General features: G+C 73.5%; 25 protein-coding genes. 10 read left to right on the forward strand and 15 right to left on the reverse strand.

Annotation, left to right across the window (positions count from 1 at the left end; genetic code table 11):
• Positions 1–145: 145 nt before the first annotated feature.
• The 4 genes from ACIRRU_RS29810 to ACIRRU_RS29825 form a co-directional block, all read right to left on the reverse strand.
• The gene (locus ACIRRU_RS29810) at positions 146–751 is read right to left on the reverse strand and encodes a MarC family protein (protein WP_403685536.1); all 606 of its coding nucleotides are present in this window, start codon (positions 749–751) and stop codon (positions 146–148) included.
• A gap of 188 nt (positions 752–939) precedes the next feature.
• Positions 940–1,806, reverse strand: coding sequence for a PHP domain-containing protein (locus ACIRRU_RS29815; protein ID WP_403685537.1), 867 nt, complete (start codon positions 1,804–1,806; stop codon positions 940–942).
• A 441-nt stretch (positions 1,807–2,247) separates the two neighbouring features.
• The gene (locus ACIRRU_RS29820; RefSeq protein ID WP_403685539.1) at positions 2,248–2,925 is read right to left on the reverse strand and encodes a DUF6758 family protein; all 678 of its coding nucleotides are present in this window, start codon (positions 2,923–2,925) and stop codon (positions 2,248–2,250) included.
• Positions 2,926–3,022: 97 nt separating this feature from the next.
• Positions 3,023–3,607 carry a suppressor of fused domain protein gene (locus tag ACIRRU_RS29825; protein ID WP_403685540.1) on the reverse strand — a complete coding sequence of 195 codons (585 nt, stop codon included), beginning with the start codon at positions 3,605–3,607 and terminating at the stop codon, positions 3,023–3,025.
• A 459-nt stretch (positions 3,608–4,066) separates the two neighbouring features.
• Between ACIRRU_RS29825 and ACIRRU_RS29830 the strand changes: the two genes are divergently transcribed.
• Both ACIRRU_RS29830 and ACIRRU_RS29835 read left to right on the forward strand, forming a co-directional pair.
• A complete protein-coding gene (locus ACIRRU_RS29830; protein ID WP_363201003.1) occupies positions 4,067–5,194 on the forward strand; it encodes a magnesium and cobalt transport protein CorA in 1,128 nt (375 codons plus the stop codon).
• A gap of 54 nt (positions 5,195–5,248) precedes the next feature.
• Complete coding sequence (locus tag ACIRRU_RS29835; protein ID WP_403685541.1) at positions 5,249–5,770, forward strand: hypothetical protein; 522 nt, start codon at positions 5,249–5,251, stop codon at positions 5,768–5,770.
• Between the two features lie 43 nt (positions 5,771–5,813).
• Here ACIRRU_RS29835 and ACIRRU_RS29840 read toward each other — a convergent pair whose 3' ends face one another.
• Positions 5,814–6,578 carry a hypothetical protein gene (locus tag ACIRRU_RS29840; RefSeq protein WP_403685542.1) on the reverse strand — a complete coding sequence of 255 codons (765 nt, stop codon included), beginning with the start codon at positions 6,576–6,578 and terminating at the stop codon, positions 5,814–5,816.
• A gap of 207 nt (positions 6,579–6,785) precedes the next feature.
• On the opposite strand from ACIRRU_RS29840, the gene ACIRRU_RS29845 reads away from it, so the two are divergent.
• From ACIRRU_RS29845 to ACIRRU_RS29855, 3 genes are read left to right on the forward strand one after another with little or no spacing between them, the layout of a single operon-like run.
• Entirely contained in the window at positions 6,786–8,075 is a 1,290-nt protein-coding gene (locus ACIRRU_RS29845) for a magnesium transporter MgtE N-terminal domain-containing protein (protein WP_363201006.1), read from the forward strand.
• Positions 8,062–8,622, forward strand: a complete 561-nt coding sequence (locus tag ACIRRU_RS29850) for a DUF1003 domain-containing protein (protein ID WP_403685544.1) — start codon at positions 8,062–8,064, stop codon at positions 8,620–8,622. Before ACIRRU_RS29845 ends, ACIRRU_RS29850 begins: the two co-directional genes overlap by 14 nt.
• 43 nt (positions 8,623–8,665) lie before the next feature.
• Positions 8,666–9,799, forward strand: coding sequence for an Mrp/NBP35 family ATP-binding protein (locus ACIRRU_RS29855; protein WP_363201008.1), 1,134 nt, complete (start codon positions 8,666–8,668; stop codon positions 9,797–9,799).
• Between the two features lie 106 nt (positions 9,800–9,905).
• Here ACIRRU_RS29855 and ACIRRU_RS29860 read toward each other — a convergent pair whose 3' ends face one another.
• The 5 genes from ACIRRU_RS29860 to sigE form a co-directional block, all read right to left on the reverse strand.
• The gene (locus ACIRRU_RS29860; protein ID WP_363201009.1) at positions 9,906–10,568 is read right to left on the reverse strand and encodes a hypothetical protein; all 663 of its coding nucleotides are present in this window, start codon (positions 10,566–10,568) and stop codon (positions 9,906–9,908) included.
• A gap of 125 nt (positions 10,569–10,693) precedes the next feature.
• Positions 10,694–11,203: a sec-independent translocase gene (locus ACIRRU_RS29865; protein ID WP_403685546.1), complete on the reverse strand. Its 510-nt coding sequence runs from the start codon at positions 11,201–11,203 to the stop codon at positions 10,694–10,696.
• Positions 11,204–11,322: 119 nt separating this feature from the next.
• A complete protein-coding gene (locus ACIRRU_RS29870; RefSeq protein WP_403685547.1) occupies positions 11,323–13,167 on the reverse strand; it encodes a S1C family serine protease in 1,845 nt (614 codons plus the stop codon).
• Between the two features lie 91 nt (positions 13,168–13,258).
• Positions 13,259–14,329 carry an anti-sigma factor family protein gene (locus ACIRRU_RS29875; RefSeq protein ID WP_403685549.1) on the reverse strand — a complete coding sequence of 357 codons (1,071 nt, stop codon included), beginning with the start codon at positions 14,327–14,329 and terminating at the stop codon, positions 13,259–13,261.
• Complete coding sequence (gene sigE / locus ACIRRU_RS29880) at positions 14,326–15,087, reverse strand: RNA polymerase sigma factor SigE (protein ID WP_363201014.1); 762 nt, start codon at positions 15,085–15,087, stop codon at positions 14,326–14,328. The genes ACIRRU_RS29875 and sigE overlap by 4 nt, the downstream gene beginning before the upstream one ends.
• A gap of 177 nt (positions 15,088–15,264) precedes the next feature.
• Here sigE and ACIRRU_RS29885 point away from each other — a divergent pair, with 177 nt between their 5' ends.
• Positions 15,265–15,930, forward strand: coding sequence for an O-methyltransferase (locus tag ACIRRU_RS29885; RefSeq protein ID WP_403685551.1), 666 nt, complete (start codon positions 15,265–15,267; stop codon positions 15,928–15,930).
• Between the two features lie 114 nt (positions 15,931–16,044).
• Here the strand turns inward: ACIRRU_RS29885 and ACIRRU_RS29890 are convergent, their stop codons facing one another.
• A complete protein-coding gene (locus ACIRRU_RS29890; protein ID WP_003966491.1) occupies positions 16,045–16,212 on the reverse strand; it encodes a DUF3117 domain-containing protein in 168 nt (55 codons plus the stop codon).
• Between the two features lie 315 nt (positions 16,213–16,527).
• Here ACIRRU_RS29890 and ACIRRU_RS29895 point away from each other — a divergent pair, with 315 nt between their 5' ends.
• Positions 16,528–17,340: an enoyl-CoA hydratase-related protein gene (locus ACIRRU_RS29895; RefSeq protein ID WP_403685553.1), complete on the forward strand. Its 813-nt coding sequence runs from the start codon at positions 16,528–16,530 to the stop codon at positions 17,338–17,340.
• A gap of 7 nt (positions 17,341–17,347) precedes the next feature.
• Here the strand turns inward: ACIRRU_RS29895 and ACIRRU_RS29900 are convergent, their stop codons facing one another.
• Together ACIRRU_RS29900 and ACIRRU_RS29905 are read right to left on the reverse strand one after the other, a co-directional pair.
• Positions 17,348–17,938, reverse strand: coding sequence for a DNA-3-methyladenine glycosylase I (locus tag ACIRRU_RS29900; RefSeq protein ID WP_403685555.1), 591 nt, complete (start codon positions 17,936–17,938; stop codon positions 17,348–17,350).
• Complete coding sequence (locus ACIRRU_RS29905; protein ID WP_403685557.1) at positions 17,935–18,390, reverse strand: cell division protein DivIVA; 456 nt, start codon at positions 18,388–18,390, stop codon at positions 17,935–17,937. The genes ACIRRU_RS29900 and ACIRRU_RS29905 overlap by 4 nt, the downstream gene beginning before the upstream one ends.
• Before the next feature lie 106 nt (positions 18,391–18,496).
• Between ACIRRU_RS29905 and folP the strand changes: the two genes are divergently transcribed.
• Positions 18,497–19,369, forward strand: a complete 873-nt coding sequence (gene folP / locus ACIRRU_RS29910) for a dihydropteroate synthase (RefSeq protein ID WP_403685559.1) — start codon at positions 18,497–18,499, stop codon at positions 19,367–19,369.
• Between the two features lie 156 nt (positions 19,370–19,525).
• Here the strand turns inward: folP and ACIRRU_RS29915 are convergent, their stop codons facing one another.
• Positions 19,526–20,311: a TIGR00730 family Rossman fold protein gene (locus ACIRRU_RS29915; protein WP_363201019.1), complete on the reverse strand. Its 786-nt coding sequence runs from the start codon at positions 20,309–20,311 to the stop codon at positions 19,526–19,528.
• Between the two features lie 112 nt (positions 20,312–20,423).
• Positions 20,424–21,503: a succinyl-diaminopimelate desuccinylase gene (dapE, locus tag ACIRRU_RS29920; RefSeq protein ID WP_403685562.1), complete on the reverse strand. Its 1,080-nt coding sequence runs from the start codon at positions 21,501–21,503 to the stop codon at positions 20,424–20,426.
• A 61-nt stretch (positions 21,504–21,564) separates the two neighbouring features.
• Between dapE and ACIRRU_RS29925 the strand changes: the two genes are divergently transcribed.
• Both ACIRRU_RS29925 and ACIRRU_RS29930 read left to right on the forward strand, forming a co-directional pair.
• A complete protein-coding gene (locus ACIRRU_RS29925; protein ID WP_403685564.1) occupies positions 21,565–22,491 on the forward strand; it encodes a hypothetical protein in 927 nt (308 codons plus the stop codon).
• Positions 22,492–22,781: 290 nt separating this feature from the next.
• On the forward strand, positions 22,782–23,222 hold the full coding sequence (locus ACIRRU_RS29930; protein ID WP_363201022.1) for an ATP-binding protein: 441 nt from the start codon (positions 22,782–22,784) through the stop codon (positions 23,220–23,222).
• Positions 23,223–23,357: the final 135 nt, after the last annotated feature.

The following is a 23,357-nucleotide window of genomic DNA, read 5'->3' on the forward strand; positions in this document are numbered from 1 at the left end:
GCGCGGCCCCACCAAACCCCCCGCCGCCGCGTCCGCCTGCCATAACAACCCCCTCCGCCGGCCCGCCCCCCCCCCCCGGGGGCGCGGGGGGGGGGGGGGGCCCCCCCCCCCCCCCAGGGCCGGGTGCCGGGCGACGCCCGTGGGCTCAGGAGTCCTGGATGACCTGGGTGACGCCGTTGATGATCTGCTGGACCGCGATGGCCGAGAGCATCATTCCGGCCAGCCGGGTCACCAGCACCACTCCGCCGTCCTTGATCACCCGGATGATCACCAGCGAGTAGCGCATCGTCAGCCAGAGCACGACGTGCATGGCGGCGATCGCGGCCCATACCGAGAGCTGACCGCCCACGCCGTCGGCGTGCTGCACGGCCAGGATGACGGAGACGATGGCGCCGGGTCCGGCCAGCAGCGGCATACCCAGGGGTACGAGGGCGACGTTGACGTCCTTGGTCTGCGTCGGCTCGTCCGTCTTGCCGGTGAGCAGGTCGAGCGCGATGAGCAGCAGCAGGAGTCCGCCCGCGATCATCAGCGCGGGCACGGAGACGTGCAGGTAGTCGAGGATCTGCTGACCGAGCAGACCGAAGACGGCGATCACCCCGAAGGCGACCATGACCGCCTGGAGCGCCATCCTGCGCTGCACCTTGGCGGGACGGCCCGCGGTGAGGGCGAGGAAGATCGGCGTGATCCCTGGCGGGTCCATGATCACGAAGAGGGTGAGGAAGAGAGATCCGAAGACAGCGACGTCGAACACAGTGAGCCTTGCGAGAGAAGAACGGGCGTGACAGGGGTGCGCGGCCCGGGACAGCGGCCCGCCGAGGGGGCGGAGCGCGGGCGGTACGCGAAGGGGCGCGCGGGAAGAAGGGACGCGGTGCGGGGGACGGGTGCGCGGGGGACGGGTGCGCGGGCCCGTGGGACCGGGCGCGGCTTTCCGGAGGCGTCCTACCGGCGGCCGGGGCCACCGGCGCCCGGCACCGGGAAGGCTCCCGTGGCGCGCCGGGTGATCTCGCCGTAGATCTCGGGATCGGTGGTGTACTCGCCGAGCCGTACCGCCTTGCGGTCGCCGTGGTAATCGCTGGAGCCGGTGGTCAGCAGCCCCAGCTCACGGGCGAGACCGCGCAGCCGGGCGCGGGTGGGCCCGTCGTGGTCCAGGTGGTCGACCTCGATGCCGTCCAGGCCTGCGGCGGCGAGGGCGGCGATGGTCGTCTCGGGGACCACCGCGCCGCGTTTCACGGCGGCCGGGTGGGCGAAGACGGTGACCCCGCCCGCCGCCTTCACCAGCCGGACGGCCTCGAAGGGGTCCAGCTCGTGCTTCCCGGCGTAGGCGCGGCCGCCGTTGCCGAGCCAGTCGGGCGTGAAGGCGTCGGAGACGGTGTCCACGACACCCAGTTCCACCAGGGCGGCGGCGACGTGCGGGCGGCCGACCGAGCCGTCCCCGGCGATCCTGGCGACCTGCTCCCAGGTGATGGGGACGTCGAGGGCGCGGAGTTTGCGGACCATCTCCTGGGCGCGCGGCACCCGGTCGTCCCGGACCAGTTCCCGCGCGCGGTCCAGCTCGGCGTCGGCGGGGTCGAAGAGGTACGCCAGCATGTGCATGCCCACGCCGTCGACCCGGCAGGACAACTCGGCACCGGTGACCAGGGTGAGCCCCCCGGGCAACGCGTCGAGGGCCTCCTTGTGGCCGCCGACGGTGTCGTGGTCGGTGAGCGCGACGACGTCAAGGCCCGCGGCAGCGGCGTTCGCGACCAGCTCGGCGGGGGTGTCCGTGCCGTCCGACGCGGTGGAGTGGGTGTGCAGGTCGATACGCACGACGGCTGGCTCCAGGGGTCGTGGGCGGACGGGGACCGCTCCAGGATAACCGCCGCGCACCGCGCCTCCGGCCGCCCGCAGCACCCCGGCACCCGCCCCGGACCTGGGCCGCAGGGGCGCGGTGCGCGGCGCGGCGGGGAGCCGGTGCGGGGTGGCGGTGCGCCGGGGCGCGGTGCGGCGGGGAGCCGGGGCGCGGTGCGGCGGTGCGCCGGTGCGGGGTGGCGGGGAGCCGGTGCGGTGGTGCGCGGTGCGCCGGGGCGCGAGGCGGCGGGAAGCCGGTGCGGCGAGGCGCCGGTGCGGCGAGATGGAGCGGACGCGTCAACGGCCGTCGGTGCGTGGGGAGACCGCCCGCCGGACCGGGCCGCCTCCGCCCCCACCCCGGACCCGGCCACCCGGCCGGGCTGCCCCCGCTCCCGCCTGCCCCGCCAGGCCCCACCCCGCCTACCGCTCGGCCGTCGCCTGTCGGGGTGGGGCGTCGGGGCCGCCGAGCAGGCGGGGGCTGAGCGCCCCGCACGGGACCAGGTCCACCTCTCCCCCGGCGTCCCGCAGATCGGTCAGCACCAGCTCGTCGTAGAGCAGCAGCCCCGACTGCTCGGGCCACAGGATCGCCCACAGCCACAGTCCGCGCGCCTCGCCCGCGAAGACCGCCCGGTCCTCGGGTGCGTTCCTGACGTGCCAGAGCGGGGTGGGGCGGCCCGCCGCGTGCACCTTGGCGTCGGGGGCGGAGTCGACGTTCAGGTGGTGGCCGGGGTCGGGGCCCTCGATCCCGGCGTACCGGGCGCCGAGTCCGACGCCCAGCTCCTCGGCCACGAGCAGCAGCTCCGCCATCCCGCCGAGCGGACCGGGACCCGAGCAGGCGACGGCGCTCGCGCGGCCGCCGCTGCGGTCGTCGCCCGCGCTGGCCACGCCGGTGAACAGCCAGCCCACGGGGAGCGGCCAGGGCATCCAGACCGGGACCTGCGCCCGGTGCACCACGACGCCGAGGGCCTCGACGCTCGGCGGGATGACCGGCTGCATCGGGTGGACCTGCCCGTGCGCGGAGCACTGCCAGGCATCGGCGAAGAGACCGGGCGCACTGACCCGGCCACCGCACTTCGGGCAACTGGGTTCGCCCCTCATGGGGCCCCACGGTCCTCTCCGCCGGTCCTCGCGTCAAGGACGATCACCCGATCGCGGGCGGGGAGGTCAAACCGCGCAATTCCCCACCCGGGCCCGCTCAGTCCAGGGCCACCGACGTACGCAACGGGTCCCGCAGGTCCGTGCCGTGCGTGAGCCACCGCTCCTGGAGTTCCTGCGCGCCGCGCACCCGTTTCCAGGCGGCCTCGTTGGGGGTCATCGGCAGCAGCGGCAGGAAGCGCACCGGGTCCATCGGCTCGTCCAGCTCCAGGTCCTCCACCAGCCCGCCGGACTCGGCCACCAGAACTGAGGTGAAGGGCGCCCCGGTCCACAGCGGCTGCCCCAGGTCCAGCGAGGCGCCGGCGGCCACGATCACTCCCTCGACCTGCGGGGAGGCGGCCAGCACGGCGAGCGGGCGCAGCACCTGGTCGGTGTCGGCGAGGCCGACCCGTACGGAGAGGATCAGTTCGGCGCGGGGGCCCTTCACCGGGTCGGCGAGCGGGGAGGTGGGGTCGGCCATCGGCGCGCCCGACATGCCGAGCGTGACGTAGCGCACCACGTCGCCGTCCACGAAGCGCAGCACCTCGACGCGGTCCGTACCGAGGAACGTGACGTCGGCGCGAGCGTCCGGCTCACCGAGGGCGGAGCGGAGCCGGGCCTCGACCAGAGCGAGAATTTCTGCCATGCCGGGAGCATAGATCGCGTAGGGAATGGGCAAAGAACGGGATTGGCCTCTGGCGGCTGATAGCCTGGCCGCCGGTCGGGACAGCACGCAGAAGCGTCGCTCTCTTGTCCCGACGACACGTCGTCCCCCACGGGGGACCGGCCGGAGGAGGTGGGGACTGCCATGGATCCAAGTCGACCGTGCAGTACCAACCGCCCTTCCGTGCCTCACCTTTCCCGCTGATCCGACGCCTCGTCGGCTTTCCGGACCGCCCTCGCGGCCGCGCCCGGATGACGCACCGTCAGTGGTTCGCGTGACGGAAGAGCCTTTCGTTCTGCCTGCCTGCAACGAGTTTGCCTGTCCATAGCGAACGCCGTCATCGCGCCCGCGCGGTGGAGCCCGCTTTGCGGACGTGGGTCCACGTCCCCATTCCGGGCTGTTCCACGCCCTCGCCGACGGCCCTCCGTGAAGGAGCCAGCCATGTCGATGATCCGTGACCTGCGCGCCGCCGTGCGCCCGTCCCTGCGGCCGTCCCTCCGTAAGAACAGCGCGCCTTACAGCGCGTACGACGCGACCCGCGACCCGTCCGCCTCCAGTGCCGTCGTCGACTGCGCGGTCTACCGCGACGGGCGCCGCCTGGACACGCCCGCGGCCCCCACCCCGCACGAGGCGATGCTCCAGGTGCGGGAGGAGGGCGGCTTCGCGTGGATCGGTCTGCACGAGCCGACGGAGGCCGAGTTCGCGGGCATCGCCCGGGAATTCGGGCTGCACCCGCTGGCCGTGGAGGACGCCGTCCACGCCCATCAGCGGCCCAAGCTGGAGCGGTACGACGACACGCTGTTCACCGTCTTCAAGACCATCCACTACGTGGAGCACGCGGAGCTGACCGCGACGAGCGAGGTCGTGGAGACCGGCGAGGTGATGTGCTTCACCGGCCGGGACTTCGTCATCACCGTCCGGCACGGTGGCAAGGGCTCCCTGCGTGCCCTGCGCCACCGCCTCCAGGACGACCCCGAGCTGCTCTCCAAGGGGCCGTCCGCCGTGCTCCACTCCATCGCCGACCACGTCGTCGACGGGTACATCGCGGTGGCCGAGGCGGTGCGGGACGACATCGACGAGGTGGAGATCGACGTCTTCTCCACCCCGGCCAAGGGCGGCCGCCGCGGTTCGGACGCGGGCCGGATCTACCAGCTCAAGCGCGAGGTGCTGGAGTTCAAGCGGGCCGTCTCCCCGCTGCTGCGCCCCATGCAGCTGCTGAGCGAGCGCCCGATGCGGCTGATCGACCCCGACATCCAGAAGTACTTCCGCGACGTCGCCGACCACCTCGCCCGGGTCCAGGAGGAGGTCATCGGCTTCGACGAACTGCTCAACTCGATCCTCCAGGCCAATCTGGCGCAGGCGACGGTCACGCAGAACGAGGACATGCGCAAGATCACCTCCTGGGCGGCGATCATCGCCGTGCCGACGATGATCTGCGGCGTCTACGGCATGAACTTCGACTACATGCCCGAGCTGCACTGGAAGTACGGCTATCCGCTGGTGCTCGGCGCCATCGCGGCGGTCTGTTTCTCCATCTACCGCATCCTGAAGCGGAACGAGTGGCTGTGAGCCGTGGTCCGCACGGGTCCGGACGGACCGCCGGACACCCCCTAAGCTCGCCCCATGACTGATGCCGCCGCCGATCTGCTGGAGCGGGCCCTCGTCGAGGAGGCCACCAGGAAGTCCGGGCTGATCTGGGTCCGGGCCTCCGGGCCGGCCCGCGCGCTCTGGCACGTCTGGCACGAGGGCGCGGCGCACCTGGTCGGGGGCGGCCCCGGCGAGCAGCCGCTGCCCGAGGGCCTGGCCGACGGCGGTCGCGCCGGGGTGACCGTACGCAGCAAGGACAAGGGCGGCCGGATCGTCGCCTGGACCGGGGCGGTACGTTTCCTGGCGCCGCGTTCCGAGGAGTGGGAGGCGGCCGTCGCCGAGCTGAAGGGCAAGCGGCTGAACGCCCCCGACGCCGAGCGGATGACCCAGCGGTGGGCGCGGGAGTGCACGGTGGTGCGGCTGACGCCCGAGACCGTGGACGCCGGGCTGCCGGACGGTTCGCTGGCGGCCGCGCCACTGCCGAGCCCCGCCACCACCCGGCGGCCGGTCCCGGCGGCGCTCCCCCGGCTGCTGCTGAAGCGCCGTCGGCGGCGCTGAGCCGCCCGGACCGCTCGTACTTCCCTGACCTCCCGGGGAGGGCTCAGCCCGAGGACTTGGGGAGCTGGCCGCCGTAGTCGACCGTGTCGTCCTCGTCCGGCGCCGCCAGCGGGAAGGTCTGCCCCCAGTCGGCCAGTGACACCGTGCCCCCGCCGCCGGCCCGCGCCACCCGGACCGGGTAGGGCGTGGCCTCCAGCGACACGTCGAACGCCCCGCCCTCGCCCTTGCCGCCCAGGACCTGGACGGTGCGGTGTCCGGCGACCGTGTCGCGGCCGCCCTTGTTGAGCTTGCCGTGCAGCGCGAGCAACCCGTCCAGCAGGACCTTCTTGTCGGTGAAGCCGCGCAGCTGCCGGTAGCTGGGGTCGTCCTCGGGGACCTTGACGTACTTGCCGCCCAGCTTGTCGGCGGCGGCCGCGTCGGCCTCCCCGCCCGTGCCGCTCTCCTCGTGGGTCCAGAACGCGGCGGGCGCCTTCAGGAACAGCTCGTCCTCGATGCGCAGCAGGGCGAAGCTCTGCTTCGTCGAGCTGACCGAGCCCATGCCGCCCTCGGCGTTGAGCTTCATGTCCAGCTGGTAGGTGCCGCCCTTGCTGACGAGCGTCCCCGACAGCCGGACGGCGGTCGCCGCCCCGGCAGCCGCTCTGGCCTTGGTGTCGATCTCGGCGGCGGTGAGTTTCCCGACCCCGTTGGTCCCCTTGTCCGGGTCCTCGTCCGCGCCGCACGCGGTGAGGGCCACGGCGAGCCCCCCGCACAGCACGAGGGCGAGGGCGGTCCGGCGATGTTTCCGCACGGCCGGGGCAAAAGAGGTCACGGGCGCACTGCCTCTCAACTGCGATCGGGGGTGGCAGACGGCAGCGTACCCGGGTGCCGCCCGGGGTCCGGCAGCCACCGTACGGACGGGTCCGCCGGGGCGCGCACCAGCGGTACGGGCTAGCCTGAACCCGGCGTACACCAGATCGGCCGGACGATCGGCCAGACGTACGACGGACGCGGAAACGCACGACGAAAGAGGCGGAGCATGGCGGCAGGCGCCCCCCGGGTCTTCGTCTCGCATCTGTCCGGGGTGCCGGTCTTCGACCCGAACGGCGACCAGGTCGGCCGGGTCCGCGACCTGGTGGCGATGCTGCGGGTCGGCGGACGGCCCCCGCGGGTGCTGGGCCTGGTGGTCGAGGTGATCAGCCGTCGGCGGATCTTCCTGCCGATGACCCGGGTGACGGGCGTGGAGTCCGGCCAGGTCATCACCACCGGCGTGGTCAACATGCGGCGCTTCGAACAGCGGCCCACCGAGCGGCTGGTCCTCGGCGAGTTCCTGGACCGCCGGGTGCGGCTGGTGGACAGCCACGGCCAGGAGGGCGAGGAGGTCACCGTCCTGGACGTGGCCATCCAGCAGCTGCCGGCCCGCCGCGACTGGGAGATCGACAAGTACTTCGTCCGCAAGGGCCGCGGCGGGGCGCTGCGCCGCAAGGGCGAGACGCTGACGGTGGAGTGGTCGGCGGTCAGCGGGTTCTCGCTGGAGGAGGACGGCCAGGGCGCGGAGAACCTGGTCGCGACCTTCGAACGGCTGCGCCCCACCGACGTCGCCAACGCCCTGCACCACCTCTCGCCCAAGCGCCGGGTGGAGGTCGCCGCCGCCCTGGACGACGACCGGCTCGCCGACGTCCTGGAGGAGCTGCCCGAGGACGACCAGGTGGAGATCATCGGCAAGCTGGCCGAGGAGCGGGCCGCCGACGTCCTGGAGGCGATGGACCCGGACGACGCGGCCGACCTGCTCTCCGAGCTGCCAGAGGAGGACAAGGAGCGGCTGCTGACGCTGATGCGGCCCGACGACGCGGCCGACGTACGCCGTCTGCTGTCGTACGAGGAGCGGACCGCGGGCGGTCTGATGACGACGGAGCCGATCGTGCTCCGCCCGGACGCCACGGTGGCCGACGCGCTCGCCCGGGTGCGGCAGCAGGACCTGTCGCCCGCGCTGGCCGCGCAGGTGTACGTGTGCCGCTCCCCCGACGAGACGCCGACCGGGAAGTACCTGGGCACGGTGCACTTCCAGCGGCTGCTGCGCGACCCGCCGTTCACCCTGGTCAGCTCGATCGTCGACAGCGACCTGGTGCCGCTGTCCCCGGACACCCCGCTGCCGCTGGTCACCAGCTACCTGGCCGCGTACAACATGGTCTCGGCGCCCGTGGTGGACGAGAGCGGTTCACTGCTGGGCGCGGTGACCGTGGACGACGTCCTGGACCACCTGCTCCCGGACGACTGGCGCGAGACGGATCTGCACGGGGACGAGGTGATCGGTCATGGCGGGCGATGAGCGGACCAAGGCGTCCCCGTCCGGCGCCTCGGGCCTGACCCGGCCCCCGCGGGCGCGGATCGACCAGCCGAAGGCCCCCCGGCGGCGGCTGCTGCCGGAGTACGACCCGGAGGCGTTCGGCCGGTTCTCCGAGCGGATCGCCCGGTTCCTGGGGACGGGGCGGTTCATCGTCTGGATGACGCTGACCATCATCGTCTGGGTGCTGTGGAACATCTTCGCGCCGGACAACCTGCGGTTCGACCAGTACCCGTTCATCTTCCTGACCCTGGCCCTGTCCCTCCAGGCCTCCTACGCCGCGCCGCTGATCCTCCTGGCGCAGAACCGGCAGGACGACCGCGACCGGGTCACCCACGAGCAGGACCGCAAGCAGAACGAACGCTCCATCGCGGACACGGAGTATCTGACCCGGGAGATCGCGGCGCTGCGGATGGGTCTGGGCGAGGTCGCCACCCGGGACTGGATCCGCTCGGAGCTCCAGGACCTGGTCAAGGACATGGAGGACCGACGGACGCCGATCCCGGCCGAGAGTGACGAAGGCGACCGCTGAGGCGTTGCCCGCACGCGGGGCACAGCGCCGTAACATCGTCTGTATGGCTACGGAAGACGCGGTGCTTGAGGCACTGGCGACAGTGAACGACCCGGAGATCCACCGCCCGATCACCGAGCTGGGCATGGTGAAATCGGTCGAGATCGATCCTGACGGTGTGGTCGCTGTCACGGTGTATCTCACGGTCTCCGGCTGCCCGATGCGCGAGACGATCACCCGGAACGTGACCGAGGCGGTCGCCCGGGTCGAGGGCGTCTCGCGGGTCGAGGTCACCCTCGACGTGATGAGCGACGAGCAGCGCAAGGAGCTGGCGAGCGCGCTGCGCGGCTCCAGCGCCGAGCGCGAGGTGCCGTTCGCCCAGCCCGGCTCGCTGACCCGGGTCTACGCGGTCGCCTCCGGCAAGGGCGGCGTCGGCAAGTCCTCGGTGACGGTCAACCTGGCGGCGGCGATGGCGGCCGACGGGCTGAAGGTCGGCGTCGTGGACGCGGACATCTACGGCCACAGCGTGCCCCGGATGCTGGGCGCGGACGGCAAGCCCACCCAGGTCGAGAACATGATCATGCCGCCGTCCTCGCACGGCGTGAAGGTCATCTCCATCGGCATGTTCACCCCGGGCAACGCCCCCGTGGTGTGGCGCGGTCCGATGCTGCACCGGGCGCTCCAGCAGTTCCTCGCCGACGTGTACTGGGGCGACCTGGACGTCCTGCTCCTCGACCTGCCGCCGGGCACCGGTGACATCGCGATCTCGGTCGCCCAGCTCGTGCCGAACGCGGAGATCCTGGTCGTGACGACCCCGCAGCAGGCGGCGGCCGAGGTGGCGGAGCGGGCCGGGTCGATCGCCGTGCAGACCCACCAGAAGATCGTCGGCGTCGTCGAGAACATGTCCGGGATGCCGTGCCCGCACTGCGACGAGATGGTCGACGTGTTCGGCTCGGGCGGCGGCGCGCGGGTCGCGGAGGGGCTGACGAGGACGGTCGGCGCCGAGGTGCCGGTGCTCGGCTCGATCCCGATCGACGTACGGCTGCGCGAGGGCGGCGACGAGGGCAAGCCGGTGGTCCTGTCCGACCCGGACTCCCCCGCGGGCAGCGCGCTGCGCTCGATCGCCGGGAAGCTCGGCGGACGCCAGCGGGGTCTGTCGGGCATGTCGCTGGGGATCACCCCGCGCAACAAGTTCTGAGTACGGGTGAGCGGGCGGGCCGGTGGTCGTCCGGCCCGCCCGCTCACTCACGCTGTCGTCACCGTGGCCACGCGGACGGGATGCCCGGGTGGTCGGCTCGCCGCGTCTACGCGTACGTCTCGATGTCCTTGACGACCGCGAAGCCCAGCCCGTACGCGCTCATCCCCCGCCCGTACGCGCCGATGTGCACGCCGTCCGGCGCCGACCCGGCGAGCACCCAGCCGAACTCGGACTCCCGGTAGTGGAACTCCACCGGCACCCCGTCCACCGGCAGTGACAGGGTCGACCAGGGCGCGGAGCCGAGGTCGTCGGCGAGGGTGAACGCCGTCTCGGTCTGCTGGTCCAGCCAGTCGTCGCGCAGCGTGTGGTCCAGCTGGGGCGGCCAGGTGTACGCCAGCAGGCCGGAGCCCGCGAGCCAGGCCGCCGAGGACACCGAGGTGGCGTCCAGCACGCCCGTACCGTCGCCGCTGCGGCGCACCGGGCTCGCGGCCACCGTGATGACCGCCGCGAACCGCTCCTTCTCGGCGGCGGCCCCGTCCGTCTTCACGGACGGCTCGTCGCCGTGCCCGACCGACCCGTGCTGCACCGTGCCGTCCGCCGCCGTGCCGACCTGCATCAGCCAGCGCGGACCGGTGAAGGCCTCGTCCAGCCCGTACCAGGCGAAGGGTGCTTCCAGGTAGCCGTCGACGGTACGCCCGGCTGTCGGCGCCCCGTCCGCCGGGACGGTGTCCGGGGCACCGTCCGTATCCACCCGACTCGTCGTCTCCATCTGCGCGGCCGCCTCCTCGATCAGTCAAGATCCGGAGCGGCCCGCCCCCCGCGGGCGTGGGCGTCCTCGCAACCGGACAGATGGAGAATAGCCATACCGTCCGGACGAGTCGGGATTGACCGGGGTCAGGTGGCGTCTGCGTCGAACGGCGGAGGGGCGGGCCGGTCGGCTGCCGGGGCCTTCTTCAGCAGGTCAGGCTTGGTGTCATCGGTCTTGGTGAGGCTGGTCGAGGGGGATGCCCCGTTCGCGCCGGCGGAGCCGTTCGCCGCACTGTTGGCGGAATCGGACGCGGTGTCCGAGGCGCTCGCGCGGCCGTTGACCGCGTCGGTGACCTCGGTGATCTCCTTGCGCAGGTCGAAGCTCTCGCGGATCTCCTTCAGCCCCAGGTCGTCGTTGCCGTCCATCAGCTGCTTGCGGACGAACGTCTTGGGGTTGAGGTCCTCGAACTCGAAGTCCTTGAACTGGGGTCCCAGCTCGGTGCGGATGTCTTCCTTGGCACTGTCCGAGAACTCCCGGACCTTGCGGATGGTGCGCGTGACGTCCTGGATCAGCTTGGGCAGCTTGTCGGGGCCGAAGACCAGCACGGCCAGCACTCCGAGCGTCAACAGCTCCAGTGCGCCTATGTCATTGAACACCTAGCTGCTCCTCGTGTTCTCCGCGTGTATCTCCGTGCGGTCCCGACCGGGCGTCCCCGGTCTCCGGACCGCTCAAAGGTACCTGTCGAACGTGTCCGGGCGGTACCTTGCGGTGGCCGTCACGTGCCGCTGGACGAGCCGAGTGTCAGGGTCACCGTCCGCTCCTTGCCGCCGCGGGTCAGGACGAGGTCCAGGTCGTCGCCCGGCCGGTGGGCCCGGATCTTCACGATCAGCTCCTCCCCGCTGTGCACCCGCTGGCCCTCGACCTCGGTGATGACGTCGCCGGAGCGGATGCCCGCCCGGTCGGCGGGCCCGTCCTCGGCGACGGCCGGTCCGCCCTCGGCGTCCTTCGAGCCGACCTTGGCGCCGTCGCCGGTGTACTTCATGTCGAGCGTCACGCCGATGACCGGGTGGGTCGCCCGGCCGGTGTTGATCAGCTCCTCGGCGACGCGCTTGCCCTGGTTGATGGGTATCGCGAAGCCGAGTCCGATGGAGCCGGACTGTCCGCCGGACTCCGGGCCCCGGCCGCCGTCGGCCGCCCGGATGGCGCTGTTGATGCCGATGACGTGGGCCTTGGTGTCGACCAGCGGCCCGCCGGAGTTGCCCGGGTTGATGGGGGCGTCGGTCTGGAGGGCGTCGACGTAGCTGATGTCGCTGCCGTCGCCCTTCTCACCGCCGGCGGTGATCGGCCGCTGCTTGGCGCTGATGATGCCGGAGGTCACGGTGTTGGACAGGTCGAAGGGGGCACCGATGGCGACCACCGGGTCGCCCACGCGCACGTTGTCGGAGTTGCCCAGCGGCAGGGGCGTGAGGCCTGAGACCCCGCGGACCTTGACCACCGCGAGGTCGTAGCCGCTGTCCTTGCCGACCAGCTCGGCGGTGGCCGTCTCGCCGCTGCTGAACGTCACGGTGATGTCCCCGCCGGACCCGGCCGGGGCGACGACGTGGTTGTTGGTGAGGATGTGGCCCTGGCCGTCGAGGACGAAGCCGGTGCCGGTGCCGGACTCGGCGGTGCCGCTGACGTGCAGGGTGACCACGCTGGGCAGGGCGCTGGCGGCGATGCCCGCGACGCTTTCGGGCGCTCGGTCGCCGCCGTCCCGGGCCGCCTGGGGCAGCTCCACGGTGGTCAGGCCGCCGTTGCGCTCGATGTACGCGCCGACCCCGCCGCCGATGCCGCTCGCGACGAGCGCCAGCAGGAGCACCCCGGCGAACGCCCCGCCCCGGCGGCGCTTCTTCCGCCCCGGCTCGGCGCCCCCCACCGGGCCCGGCCGGGTCAGCGGCTGCCCCGGGGCTCCCCACGGGTCGTACTGGAGCCACTGGGCGGACCCCTGCGGCGCACCGGGCCCGGCGGTGCCGGGGTGCCCCGGGTGGGCGTGGTCCGCCGGGGGCTGCGGCTGCGGGCCCTGCGGCGCGTGCGGCCCGGCGAAGCCGTCGGCGGGCTGGGCGTACGGGGGCGATGGCGCGGGGGCATCGGCCGGCCGTGGCCGGGGCTGGGCGTAGGCGGTTGGGGGGCCGTCCTCGGATGCGGGCCGCGGTGCCGGGCCGGGCGGCGGAGCCGGAACGCCCGCGCCGTCCGTCGCGGCGTACGGCGGGGCCGGGCCCGTGGCCTGCGGGGGTACGGAGGTGCCGTGCGGCGGTGTCGGGCGCTGTACCGGGGGCGCGGGCGCCCAGGGGCCGGGGCCACCGTAGGGCGGGGTGCTGTACGCGTCGGGCTCGTGCAGCGGCTGCCCGGCGGGGCGGGGTCCCGGGTGTCCGTACGCCTGCGAGGACGGCCCGGGGGCGGCGGGCCCGGGGGCGGAAGCGGCGGGGTCGTCGGCGGTCGGGGCCGCCCCGGGGGCTTTCGCGTCCTCCGGGCCCGGGGGCGGGGTGGCCGGAGGCTCCGCGGGGGGCGTCGGCTCGCTCCTGGGCCCCGTGGGGCGGCTCCACCACTTCGCCTGCGGCCCGGTGGGCTTCCCGTCGTCCATGCTCTCCCCGCAACTGGCCTCTGCACGCCCCCGCGGAGGCGTCCCTCATCCGGAATTCAACCAGGTTTGCGAATCCGCGCGCAGGATCCGGTCAACGTCGGGGGGACAGCGGACCGACCAGATCGTTGGCCGGCGCGGACGGAGGCGGCCCGGAGGGGACCGCCGCCGGGGGCGGCTTCGACACCGCGCCGCTGCCGAGTGCCGCCGCGAGCAGCGGTGTGGCGGAACCGGTCGGGCGTATCAGCGGCGGCACGGACACGTTCAGCACGGGGAGGGCGAGGGGGTGGCCGGTCGGCGCCGAGAGGCCGAACAGCGGGGGCGCGGCCGGTGGCAGGTGCCGGTTGACCGGAGGCGGCGGGGTGGGGTCGGCCGGTGCCGCCGTGCCGGTGGGCGAGGCGGGCACGTCGTTCGTCCCGGTGGAGGCTCCGGCGTCGGCGGGATATCCGGCGGCCGGGTCGTCGCCGGTCACCGCGAGGGCCCCGCCGCCCCGGCGGCTCACCGCACCGGTGCCGCTCTCTGCGCGGGTCTCGGCGCTCAGGGGCGTCACGCTGTTCCCGCTGCCCTCGGCGCGCAGCGGCGTCTCGGCGCCGGACTCCAGCGGCAGGGTGCCGCCGAGCGCGATGGCCGCGAGGGAGACGGCGCTGGCCGCCGCGAACGCGAAGCGCCGCCCGCGCCACGGGGAGCGGTCCGCCTCGCGGGACACGTCGTGTATACGGAAGACCGAACCGGCGCCGGGGCCCGCGGGCAGCACCGCGGCGGAGCCGTGCCCCGCGGCGGCCGGGAGGTAGCCGAAGCCGTCCAGGGGTGAGCGTGCGGCGCCGGTGCGGGTGCTGCCGCCGGAGGGCCGCGGCCCGGGATGGTACTCGTCGGCCAGCGGGCCCCGGCCGCCGAATGGTGAACCGGAACCGGAATCGTCGCCGCCGGGCCCCCCGGGAAGGCCCTGGAGACGGGCCAGGAACCCCTCGGAGGGGGACGGTGCGGCGGACATGGCGAAAGCGCTCTTGAGGCGACGCTGCGCGTCGGCCTCGGCCTTGCACTTGGCGCAGGTCGCCAGGTGGGCCAGGACCCGCTCGCGGGCGTCGTGGTTCAGCTCGCCGTCGACCAGCGCGGCGAGCCGGTCCCCCAGATGCGCTTCGGCGGGGGTCGGACCTGTGCCACTCACGCCAGTCCGCCCTCCCCCGCCAGGACCGCGTCCGCCAAGGAGCGCTGCTCGGCGCGCGCCTCGGGCGAACGGTGCTTGAGCGCCTTGCGCAGATGCGAGCGGCCCCGGTGGATGCGGCTGCGGACGGTGCCGAGCTTCACCCCGAGGGTCGCCGCGATCTCCTCGTAGCTCAGGCCCTCGATGTCGCAGAGGACCACGGCCGCACGGAACTCGGGCGCGAGGGTGTCCAGCGCCTGCTGCACGTCGGCGTCGAAATGGGTGTCGTTGAAGACCTGCTGCGGGGACGGCTCACGGCTGGGCAGCCGCTCGGCGGCGTCGTCGCCCAGGGAGTCGAACCGGATGCGCTGCTTGCGCCGGACCATGTCCAGGAAGAGGTTGGTCGTGATGCGGTGCAGCCAGCCCTCGAAGGTGCCGGGGGTGTACGTCGACAGAGAGCGGAACACTCTGACGAAGACCTCCTGGGTGAGGTCCTCGGCGTCGTGCTGGTTTCCCGTCAGCCGGTAGGCCAGGCGGTACACCCGGCCGCTGTGCGTGCTGACGATCTCTTCCCATGAGGGCGGGGTCCACGCCTGGGAGTCCGCATCAGAGGCGAAGGTCGCGGTCGGTGCGGAGTCTTCGGAAGAACGGTCAGCGATGTTGGTCACGGATTTGGGCTCACCGGCCGACCTGAGCAGGCGCCGCAGCACCCCTCCCCGGTCCACAGGTTCAGCCGCACCTCCCCTATCGGCTCTGATGGTGTCCAGTGGAGCCCCTACCATAGCCACCTCGCCCGTTAGCTCCGGATAAGCGTTTTCGCTGATGGGGCCGGGCGTGGCCCGGATCTTTCCCGCGGCTCCACGGACCGGTCGGCGGTCCTGGCAGCGGCGCTTTCCCCACTCCTCGGACAACGCCCGGTCCCATCTGCGGGTTCCCGGGTGCAGCGGATACAGTCACCGGTGCGCCAACTACGGGGACAGGAGAGGGTCATTACCGCCAACCGGCAGACGAGCTGGGCGTTCGCCGACGCCTTTGTCGCCGAGGACGAAGCTCTGCACCTGGCCCGGGACCGGGCCAGGGAGCTGGGGCTCCGCCCGGTGACACCGGGCACCGGCTCCGCGCTGCGCCTGCTGGCGGCCACCGCGGACGCCAAGGCGGTGGCGGAGATCGGCACCGGCACGGGCGTGTCCGGCATCTATCTGCTGCAAGGGATGCGGCCGGACGGGGTCCTGACCACGGTGGACCCCGAGCCCGAGCGCCAGCAGTTCGCCCGGGAGGCGTTCCGCGCGGCGGGCTTCGCCTCCAACCGGTCCCGTTTCATCCCCGGCCGGGCCCTGGACGTCCTGCCCCGACTCGCGGACGGCGGCTACGACCTGGTGTTCTGCGACGGCGACCGGCTGGAGAGCCTCGATGTGCTCGCCGAATCGTTGCGTCTGCTGCGCCCCGGCGGCCTGGTCTGTTTCGAGGGCGTCTTCGCCGACGGCCGCACCGTCGACTCCGCCGCCCAGCCGGCCGAGGTGCTGCGGCTTCGGGAGCTGCTGCGGGCGGTGCGCGAGAGCCAGGAGCTGATGTCGACCCTGCTGCCGGTCGGGGACGGGCTCCTCTGCGCGGTCCGGCGCGGCTGATCCCGTACGGCCGCCGCCGTGGCGCGCCCCGGCCTGCGGGGACCCCGGACGCACCCCTGCCCCGGCACAGAGGATCCGTGCCGGGGCAGGGGTGAAGGTGATGGGCGTTCCGCGTCAGCCGACGACCTTCTTCAGCGCGTCGCCGAGGGCATCGGCCTCGTCCGGAGTCAGCTCGACAACGAGCCGACCGCCGCCTTCGAGCGGAACGCGCATGACGATGCCCCGCCCCTCCTTTGTCACCTCGAGCGGGCCGTCGCCCGTCCGCGGCTTCATGGCCGCCATGCTCGTTCCCCTTCCTGAAACCAGCTCATCGCAACCGGCGGCCCCATGACAGGCGCTGCCTCACCGGCATCGAACACATTGCTTCTTCGCCATTATCCCGCATCAGGGACCCCGATGACCAACATCGGTTCGCATCGCTTCCGCAACGCGCTCTCGCAAAACCCCCCAATTCGGCGATCCGGCTGCGATACTTCGCCGCCCCGCCCTCCCGGTGAGAGCCAATCGTTAGACGCAGGTCACATCTCCACCCCGGCCGGTGTCGGCCATGCTTGCCTCCAGGGCGACGAGGCCCGAGCAGCGAGGGGACGGACCCAGATGGCCGACGAGCAGGCGAAGACCGTGCTGTACGACGTGAGCGAGGGGCTCGCGACGATCACGCTCAACCGGCCCGACGCGATGAACGCGCTGAACACCGCGGCGAAGGTCGCGCTGCGGGACGCCCTGCGGGAGGCGGCGGCGGACACCGGGGTACGGGCGGTGCTGCTCACGGCCACCGGGCGCGCCTTCTGCGTGGGCCAGGACCTCAAGGAGCACGTGGCGACGCTCGCGGCCACCCGTGAGGCGGGCGAGGGCAACGCGCTGAGCACCGTACGGGAGCACTACAACCCGATCGTCCGGGCGATCACGGAGATGCCGAAGCCGGTCGTGGCCGGGGTGAACGGGGTGGCGGCCGGGGCCGGGTTCGGTCTCGCCCTGGCGGCCGATCTCCGGGTGGTCGCCGACACCGCCAGCTTCACCACCTCGTTCGCGGGTGTCGCGCTCACCGCGGACTCGGGCGTGTCCTGGACCCTGCCCCGGCTGATCGGGCAGAGCCGCGCCGCCGAGCTGCTGTTCTTCCCGGACGCGGTCCCGGCCCGGAAGGCGTACGAGCTGGGCATCGTCAACGAGCTGGTCCCGGCGGCCGAGCTGGCCGCGGCGGCCGCCAGGACGGCCCGCAGGCTGGCGAGCGGTCCGACCGTGGCCTACTCGGCGCTCAAGGAGTCGATGGCGTACGCCGCGGGGCACTCGCTCTCCGAGACGCTGGAGAAGGAGGACGAACTCCAGACGCGGGCGGGCGCGTCGGCGGACCACGCCATCGCCGTGGAGGCCTTCCTCGCCAAGGAGAAGCCGGTCTACCTGGGGAGGTAGCGGCGGCTCAGCGGGGCACACCGCCGCCGCGTGCCACGCAGTCCGCGAGGTGGTCGTCGACCAGTCCGCAGGCCTGCATGAGTGCGTAGGCGGTGGTGGGGCCGACGAAACGGATAGAGCGCTTCTTCAGCGCCTTGGCGAGCGCGGTGGACTCCGGCGTGACGGCCGGGACGTCCGCCAGGGTGCGCGGGGCGGGGCGGCCCGCCGGGTCGGGGGCGTGGGACCAGATCAGCTCGTCCAGCTCCCCGGCCGGCCAGTCGGCGAGCAGCTTGGCGTTGGCGAGGGTGGCGTCGACCTTGGCCCGGTTGCGGATGATCCCCGGGTCGGCGAGGAGCCGTTCGCGGTCGGCGCCGGTGAACCGCGCGACGGCCTCGATGCGGAACCCCTCGAAGGCCGTACGGAAGGTCTCGCGGCGGCGCAGGATCGTGATCCAGGAGAGCCCGGACTGGAACGCCTCCAGGCAGAGCCGCTCGAACAGGGCGTCGTCCCCGTGGACCGGGCGGCCCCACTCGTCGTCGTGGTAGGCGAGGTAGTCGGCGGCGGACAGGCCCCAGGGGCAGCGCGGGCGGCCGTCGTCGGCGGGCAGGGCGCCGCTCACCGCTCGTCCTTCCCGAGGCGGTCCGCGCCGTCCCCGTCCTGGGCGCGGGGCCCGGCGGGCCGGTCCCCCGGCTGCTCGAACAGCTCGCCGCCCCTGGTCACCGCGGCCGCCTGCGCCCCGGCCAGGGCGGACTCCAGCTCCGCGATCCGGGAGTCCCGCTCGGCCAGCTCGGCGCCGAGGCGGGACAGCGCCTCGTCGACGTCGGCCATGCGGTAGCCGCGGGCGGCCATCGGCAGGCGCAGCGCCTCGATGTCGGCGCGGCCCACCGGGCGGGTCGTGGGCAGCGGGTCGGTGAACCGCTGGGCCTCCACGTCCTGGAGCACGGCGCTTCCGCCGCCGCCGATCACCGCGAGGGTGACCGCGGTGACGACCACGACCATCGTGAGCAGCAGGAACCAGAACACGCGCATCTCCCCGGGGGCGACAACCTCGTCCGGCCCCGATCGTGCCATGCGGGACCGACAGCGCGGGCGCGGCACCCGGCGGGGTGGGCGTGCGGCGTCGGCGGGCCGGGCGGGCGTTAGGGTCGCAGACGAGCTATCTGGGAGGAAAGACGGGATGCGCAGCGGGGCACTCAGGCTGGGGCCGCGGGAGTTCGGTCCGCACGAGCCGGTGATCATGGCGATCGTGAACCGGACCCCGGACTCCTTCTACGACCAGGGCGCCACGTTCCAGGACGAGCCCGCCCTCGCCCGGGTCGAGCGGGCGGTGGCCGAGGGCGCCGCGATCATCGACATCGGCGGGGTGAAGGCGGGCCCCGGCGACGAGGTGTCCGCCGAGGAGGAGGCGCGCCGCACGGTGGGGTTCGTCGCGGAGGTCCGCCGCCGCCACCCGGACGTGGTGATCAGCGTGGACACCTGGCGGCACGAGGTCGGCGAGGCGGTCTGCGAGGCGGGGGCGGACGTCCTGAACGACGCGTGGGGCGGGGTGGACCGGAAGCTGGCGGAGGTGGCGGCGCGCCACGGGGCCGGGCTGGTCTGCACGCACGCGGGCGGCGCGGAGCCGCGGACCCGGCCGCACCGGATCGCGTACGAGGACGTGATGGCGGACATCCTGCGGGTGACGGTGGGGCTCGCGGAGCGGGCGGCCGCGCTCGGGGTGCGGCCCGACGGGATCATGATCGACCCGGGGCACGACTTCGGGAAGAACACCCGGCACTCGCTGGAGGCGACGCGGCGCCTGGAGGAGATGACGGAGACCGGGTGGCCGGTGCTGGTGTCGCTCTCCAACAAGGACTTCGTCGGGGAGACCCTGGACCGGCCGGTGAAGGAGCGCGTCATCGGCACGCTGGCGACGACGGCGGTCTCGGCGTGGCTGGGAGCGCGGGTGTACCGGGTGCACGAGGTGGCGGAGACGCGGCAGGTGCTGGACATGGTGGCGTCCATCGCCGGGCACCGGCCCCCGGCGGTGGCGCGGCGGGGGCTGGCGTAGGGACCGGCGTCGAGTCCTGTCCGCCCGTGCCGTCCGCCCGGTCGCACAAGCGGCCGGGAGCGGGTGCGGACGGCACGGGCGGACGCGGGAGCGGAGGCGACCCGAGCGGGGTTGCGGAGACGGGCCGGGCGGGGTTGCGGCCCGGGGGGGAACCCCTTACCGCCCGACCTCCTTCGTCACCAGCCTGACCGCCTCCTCCACGTCGTCCGTCACGTGGAACAGCAGCAGGTCCTTCTCCGACGCCTTGCCCTGGGCGACCACCGTGTCGCGGAGCCAGTCGGTCAGGCCGCCCCAGTAGGCGGTCCCGAAGAGGACGATCGGGAAGCGGGTGACCTTGCCCGTCTGGACCAGGGTCAGCGCCTCGAAGAGCTCGTCCAGGGTGCCGAGCCCGCCGGGCAGGACCACGAAGCCCTGCGCGTACTTCACGAACATCGTCTTGCGGACGAAGAAGTAGCGGAAGTTGACTCCGATGTCGACGTGCGGGTTGAGCCCGGACTCGAAGGGCAGCTCGATGCCCAGGCCGACCGAGACGCCCTTGGCCTCGCGGGCGCCCTTGTTGGCGGCCTCCATGGCGCCCGGTCCGCCGCCGGTGATCACCGCGAAGCCCGCCTCGACCAGGGCCTTGCCGATGGCGGTCCCGGCCTCGTACTCCGGTGACCCGGCCGGGGTGCGGGCCGAGCCAAAGACGCTGATCGCGCTCGGCAGCTCGGCGAGCGCGCCGAAGCCCTCGACGAACTCCGACTGGATGCGCATCACCCGCCAGGGGTCGGTGTGCACCCACTCGGAGTCGCCCTCGGAGTCCAGCAGCCGCTGGTCGGTCGTGCCGGGCTGGACCTGCTCCCTGCGGCGCACCACCGGACCCAGCCACTGTTCCCCGGGGCTCACCGCGCCCTCGGGGACCTCGGCGCCCTCGGGGATCCGTGCGTCCTCGGCGTTGCCCATGTTCCGCTCCCTCCGCCGACCTGGGTCCTCCTGGGTCGGGCCGTGTCGTGCTGCGTCCGGCCAGCGTAGATCGGCGGAGGTTACGTACGGGGGAATGCCGTGCGTCCGGTGGTCAGTCGCGCAGCCAGGCGCGCAGGCGCTCCTCGCAGTGGGTGATCTTGTCGACCGCCACGTGCTCGTCGCGCTTGTGGGCGTACATGGGGTCGCCGGGGCCGTAGTTCACCGCGGGCACACCGAGGCCGCCGAAGCGGGAGACGTCGGTCCAGCCGAACTTGGGCCGGGCGGTGCCGCCGACGGCCGCCATAAAGGCCTGGGCCGCGGGGTGGGAGAGGCCGGGCATGGCCGCACCGGAGTGGTCGTCGACGACGATCTCGTCGACCCCGCAGTCGGCGAAGACCTCCCGGACGTGGGCGATGGCCTCCTCCTCGGTGCGGTCGGGGGCGTAGCGGTAGTTGACGACGACGGTGCAGGCGTCCGGGATGACGTTGGTGGCGACGCCGCCCTCGATGCCGACCGCGTTGAGGCCCTCGTGGTAGGCGAGGCCGTCGATGACCGGCCGGCGGGGTTCGTACGCGGCGAGGACCGCCAGGACCGGGGCGGCGGCGTGGATCGCGTTGGACCCCATCCAGGCGCGCGCGGAGTGGGCGCGTTCCCCCGTGGTGCGCAGGTGGACCCGGAGCGTGCCCTGGCAGCCGCCCTCGACCTCGCCGTCGGAGGGTTCCAGCAGGACGGCGAAGTCCCCGGCGAGCCAGTCGGGGTGGGCGTCGGCGATGTGGCCGAGGCCGTTGAGGTGGGCGGCGACCTCTTCGTTGTCGTAGAAGATGAAGGTGAGGTCGCGGTTGGGCTCGGGGACCGTGGCGGCGATCCGCAGCTGGACGGCGACGCCGGACTTCATGTCGGAGGTGCCGCAGCCCCAGAGGACGCCGTCCGCGTCGAGCCGGGAGGGGACGTTGCCGGCGATCGGCACGGTGTCGATGTGCCCGGCGAGGACGACGCGCTCGGCGCGACCGAGGTCCGTGCGGGCGACGACGTTGTTGCCGTGCCGGTCGACGGTGAGGTGGGGCAGGGCGCGCAGGGCCGCCTCGATCGCGTCGGCGAGGGCCTTCTCCTCCCCGCTGACCGAGGGGAAGTCGACGAGCCGGGCGGTGAGCGCGGGCCCGTCCAGGGTGAGGTCAAGGGTGCTGTCGGCCATGGCCCCGACCCTAAGGGACTTGGGTGGCGGGCCCGGCCGGGGCCTCCAGTACGGTGGGCCCGTGCCCAGGACAGCCAGCTCCCGCCGTCGACGCCTCCTCCGTTACGGGGCCGCCTTCGCCGTGCTCGCGGCGCTGGGCGGATATCTGGTCGTGCAGTACGAATCCTCCGGCACGAAGAACCCGCCCCGCTGCGTCGTGGAGGCGGCGGACGGGGACGAGGGGGCGGCGCACCGCTACGAGATGAGCCTCTCCCAGGCGGTGAACGCGGCGACGATCTCTGCGGTGGGGACCACCCGCGGGATGCCGGAGCGGGCGGTGACGATCGCGCTGGCCACCGCGCTCCAGGAGTCCACGCTCCGCAACATCGACCACGGCGACCGGGACTCGGTGGGCCTGTTCCAGCAGCGGCCCTCGCAGGGCTGGGGCACCGTGGAGCAGATCATGGACCCGGTCTACTCGGCCGGGAAGTTCTACGAGGGCCTGGCCGAGGTGCCCGGCTATTCGCGCCTGCCGCTGACCGTGGCCGCGCAGCGGGTGCAGCGCAGCGGTTTCCCGCAGGCGTACGCCAAGCACGAGCCGGACGCCGCGCTGCTGGCCGCCGCGCTGACCGGGCGCAGGGCCGCCGCGCTGAACTGCACCCCGGCCACGGCGACCGCCGAGGGTCCGGGCGACGCCGCGCGGGTGCGGGCGGAGCTGGTGCGGGCCTTCGGCAAGGGGGTGCTGCCCGCCGCGCAGACCGCGGGTGCTGCGGCCTCGGCGACCGTGTCGGTGCCCGTGCCCGTGAGGACGGCGGGGGCCGGGGACACGGCGGCCCCGCGGCGCGGGTGGGAGCTGGCGCACTGGGCCGTCGCGCAGTCCGAGGCGCTGCGGATCGAGCGGGTGGGTTACGCGGGCCGGATCTGGGAAGCCGGTAAGGGCTGGCGGACAGAAGGTGAGAAGGGTGCGGAACCGGGCACCACGGCGGTCTCGATCCGGGTCGCTCAGTAGTACGACCCATCGCCCGGAAGGACCTTGAGGGCGACCGCTTCCAACCCCTTCGGAACACCCTCGGACGCCTCCCCCGTACTGCTGGCATTCCCTTGTGCGCCAAGGGAAGTGACGGTTCGTCGAACCCCTGCGGTATGCAGCGTTTGCCCGGGTTCCTCCACGGCGGATAATCGGACGCGTTACTCAGTCTTTACCTTCGGTCACCGCAACTTTCCCCTGCCCCGAGACGGTTGATCAGTGCGTCCGGTCACCCGGACAGCCAGATTCACGCACCCCGTCGAAGGAGCATCATGTCCCTCCCCCTGACCCGTCGGATCGCTCGTACCGCGCTGCTGATCGCCGCAGGTGCAGCCCCCGTGGTCGGTGCGGCCGGTGCCGCGAGCGCCGCGGAGCTCCCGCAGACCCCGAACCTGGGCGGCCTGACCGCGCTGGACGGCGACGGTCTCGGCAACACCGTGGACAGCACCGCCCAGCAGGGCACCAAGGCGGCCGGTGAGACCGGCGGCCGCCTCGTCGGCACCGCCCTGCCGGCCGCGGGCCAGACCGCGGGCAAGACCGCCAAGGTCGCCGCCCCGGCGGTCCAGGAGACCGCGGGCCAGGCCGCGGGCAACGCGGGCGAGGCCGTCGGCGGTGTGACCGACGCCGCCGGTGGCGGTCTGCCGACCGATTCCCTCACCAAGGGCGGGCTGCCCACCGACGGCCTGCCGCTGAGCGGTCTGCCGATCGGCTGAGCCACGGCTTCCTGAACGTGGCGGGGGGGCGGGGGGGGGGGGCCCCCCCCCGCCCCCCCGCCCCCCCCCCGGGGGGGGGGCGCCCCCCGGGGGGGGGCCCCCCCGCGCGCCCCCCCGCCCCCCCCGCCGGCGGCG

The organism is Streptomyces sp. NPDC101181 (assembly GCF_044767975.1).
Taxonomy (GTDB): Bacteria; Actinomycetota; Actinomycetes; order Streptomycetales; family Streptomycetaceae; genus Streptomyces.

What these genes read in the sequence shown, in the direction of transcription:
- ACIRRU_RS29820 (WP_403685539.1), bottom strand. Translation starts at nt 2,925, where the DNA reads ATGAGGGGCGAACCCAGTTGCCCGAAGTGCGGTGGCCGGGTCAGTGCG.
- ACIRRU_RS29825 (WP_403685540.1), bottom strand. Translation starts at nt 3,607, where the DNA reads ATGGCAGAAATTCTCGCTCTGGTCGAGGCCCGGCTCCGCTCCGCCCTC.
- ACIRRU_RS29830 (WP_363201003.1), top strand. Translation starts at nt 4,067, where the DNA reads ATGTCGATGATCCGTGACCTGCGCGCCGCCGTGCGCCCGTCCCTGCGG.
- ACIRRU_RS29835 (WP_403685541.1), top strand. Translation starts at nt 5,249, where the DNA reads ATGACTGATGCCGCCGCCGATCTGCTGGAGCGGGCCCTCGTCGAGGAG.
- ACIRRU_RS29845 (WP_363201006.1), top strand. Translation starts at nt 6,786, where the DNA reads ATGGCGGCAGGCGCCCCCCGGGTCTTCGTCTCGCATCTGTCCGGGGTG.
- ACIRRU_RS29850 (WP_403685544.1), top strand. Translation starts at nt 8,062, where the DNA reads ATGGCGGGCGATGAGCGGACCAAGGCGTCCCCGTCCGGCGCCTCGGGC.
- ACIRRU_RS29855 (WP_363201008.1), top strand. Translation starts at nt 8,666, where the DNA reads ATGGCTACGGAAGACGCGGTGCTTGAGGCACTGGCGACAGTGAACGAC.
- ACIRRU_RS29860 (WP_363201009.1), bottom strand. Translation starts at nt 10,568, where the DNA reads ATGGAGACGACGAGTCGGGTGGATACGGACGGTGCCCCGGACACCGTC.
- ACIRRU_RS29870 (WP_403685547.1), bottom strand. Translation starts at nt 13,167, where the DNA reads ATGGACGACGGGAAGCCCACCGGGCCGCAGGCGAAGTGGTGGAGCCGC.
- sigE (WP_363201014.1), bottom strand. Translation starts at nt 15,087, where the DNA reads ATGGTAGGGGCTCCACTGGACACCATCAGAGCCGATAGGGGAGGTGCG.
- ACIRRU_RS29890 (WP_003966491.1), bottom strand. Translation starts at nt 16,212, where the DNA reads ATGGCGGCCATGAAGCCGCGGACGGGCGACGGCCCGCTCGAGGTGACA.
- ACIRRU_RS29895 (WP_403685553.1), top strand. Translation starts at nt 16,528, where the DNA reads ATGGCCGACGAGCAGGCGAAGACCGTGCTGTACGACGTGAGCGAGGGG.
- ACIRRU_RS29905 (WP_403685557.1), bottom strand. Translation starts at nt 18,390, where the DNA reads ATGGCACGATCGGGGCCGGACGAGGTTGTCGCCCCCGGGGAGATGCGC.
- folP (WP_403685559.1), top strand. Translation starts at nt 18,497, where the DNA reads ATGCGCAGCGGGGCACTCAGGCTGGGGCCGCGGGAGTTCGGTCCGCAC.
- ACIRRU_RS29915 (WP_363201019.1), bottom strand. Translation starts at nt 20,311, where the DNA reads ATGGGCAACGCCGAGGACGCACGGATCCCCGAGGGCGCCGAGGTCCCC.
- dapE (WP_403685562.1), bottom strand. Translation starts at nt 21,503, where the DNA reads ATGGCCGACAGCACCCTTGACCTCACCCTGGACGGGCCCGCGCTCACC.
- ACIRRU_RS29930 (WP_363201022.1), top strand. Translation starts at nt 22,782, where the DNA reads ATGTCCCTCCCCCTGACCCGTCGGATCGCTCGTACCGCGCTGCTGATC.